Raw genomic sequence first — 2,072 nt, 5'->3', positions numbered from 1 at the left:
AGCCCTATAGAATGCGACAACATCCCTCAACATAAGCGTCCTCAACGCGTCCAGAGCGCGAGACCGTCGCCGTACGGCTGCGTTCGGAGGCCGCGGCCGAGGCCGAGCGGCTGAAGACGGAGGCCCAGGAGACCGCCGACCGGATGCGTTCGGAGGCGCAGGCCGCCGCCGAGCGGCTGGCCACGGAGGCGTCGGAGACGCTGGCCGCCGCCCAGGAGGAGGCCGTCCGCCGGCGCCGCGAGGCCGAGGAGCTCCTCGGCTCCGCCCGCCAGGAGGCCGACCAGGAGCGCGAGCGGGCCCGCGAGCAGAGCGAGGAGCTGCTGGCCTCGGCACGCAAGCGGGTCGAGGACGCGCAGACCGAGGCCGTGCGCCTGGTCGAGGAGGCCGAGCGGCGCGCCGGTGAGCTGGTGTCGGCCGCCGAGCAGCACGCCCAGCAGGTACGCGACTCCGTCACCGGTCTGCACGAGCAGGCGCAGGAGGAGATCACGGGGCTGCGCTCCGCCGCCGAGCACGCGGCGGACCGTACCCGCCGGGAGGCCGAGGAGGAGGCGGACCGGGTCCGCACCGACGCCTACGCCGAGCGGGAGCGGGCCGGCGAGGACGCCGCCCGGCTCCGGCGCGAGACGCACGAGGAGTCCGAGGCCGCCAAGGCGCTCGCCGAGCGCACCATGGCGGAGGCGATCGCCGAGTCCGAGCGGCTGCGTTCGGACGCGGCCGCGCACGCCCAGAACGTGCGCACCGAGGCCTCCGAGGTGACCGCGAAGGCCGAGCAGGACGCCTCGCGCACCCGGGCGGAGGCCCGGGAGGACGCCAACCGGATCCGGTCGGAGGCGGCGGCCCAGGCCGACACCCTCGTCACCGAGGTCACGGCGGAGACGGAGCGTCTTCAGTCGGAGACGGCCACGGAGACCGAGCGGGTCCGGGCCGAGGCGGTCGCCAAGGCCGAGAAGCTGATCGGGGACGCGAAGGGCGACGCGGAGCGGCTGCGTGCCGGTGCCGCCGAGACGGTCGGTTCCGCGCAGCGGCACGCCGAGCGCACGCGCGCCGAGGCCGAGCGGGTGCGCGCCGTCGCGGCGGCGGAGGCCGAGCGGCTGGTGACCCAGGCCCGCGAGGAGGCCGAGCGCACCCTCGACGAGGCCCGCAAGGAAGCCAACAAGCGGCGTTCGGAGGCGGCCGAGCAGGTCGACACGCTCATCACGGAGACCACGGCCGAGGCCGACAAGCTGCTCACCGAGGCCCAGCAGCAGGCGCTCCAGGCCACGGCGGACGCCGAGTCCCAGGCGGACACGATGGTCGGCGCGGCCCGCAGCGAGGCCGAGCGGCTGGTGTCCGAGGCGACGATCGAGGGCAACGGGCTGGTGGAGAAGGCCCGTACGGACGCGGACGAGCTGCTCGTCGGCGCCCGCCGGGACTCGACGGCGATCCGCGAGCGCGCGCAGGAGCTGCGCGATCGCATCACGTCCGAGATCGAGGAGCTGCACGAGCGGGCCCGCCGTGAGGCGTCGGAGACGATGAAGTCGACCGGCGACCGCTGTGACGCGCTCATCAAGGCTTCCGAGGAGCAGCTCGCCAAGGCGCAGTCGAAGGCCAAGGAACTGCTGTCGGAGGCCAGCTCCGAGGCGGGCAAGGTGCGCATCGCCGCCGTGAAGAAGGCGGAGCTGCTCCTGAAGGAGGCCGAGCAGAAGAAGGCGTCGCTGGTGCGCGAGGCCGAGGAGCTCAAGGCGGAGGCGATCCGCGAGGCGCGCAGCACCGTCGAGGAGGGCAAGCGCGAGCTGGAGGTGCTGGTGCGCCGCCGCGAGAACATCAACACCGAGATCTCCCGGGTCCAGGACGTGCTGGAGGCGCTGGAGTCGTTCGAGGCGCCGGGCGCCGGCAAGGACGGCACGGTCAAGGCGGGTGCGACCGTGGGCACACCCCGTCCGGGTGGCAAGCCCTCGGAGAGCTGAAAAGCTGGAGCGCCGGAGCGCCGGCGAGCTGAAGCGATCGGGGGGGGGGGGGCCGGGGGGGCGGGCCCCCGCCCCGGTTGGGGCGGGGGCCGGGGGCCGGGGCCGGGCGGGGGGGGGGCGGCGGGG

The 2,072-nt window shown here is 75.2% G+C and carries 1 pseudogene; it reads left to right on the top strand.

The features are described 5' to 3' along the window. Window positions 1-35 precede the first annotated feature (35 nt). A pseudogene (locus tag ABT085_RS45960) lies at window positions 36-1,946 on the top strand (polarized growth protein Scy-related protein); the annotation flags it as partial. Between the last annotated feature and the right edge of the window lie 126 nt (window positions 1,947-2,072).

It is taken from the genome of Streptomyces sp. NPDC002265 (assembly GCF_040296125.1).
Classification (GTDB): domain Bacteria; phylum Actinomycetota; class Actinomycetes; order Streptomycetales; family Streptomycetaceae; genus Streptomyces.
Note: the sequence above shows the minus strand (reverse complement) of the source record. Positions and strands in the feature narration are given on the sequence as shown.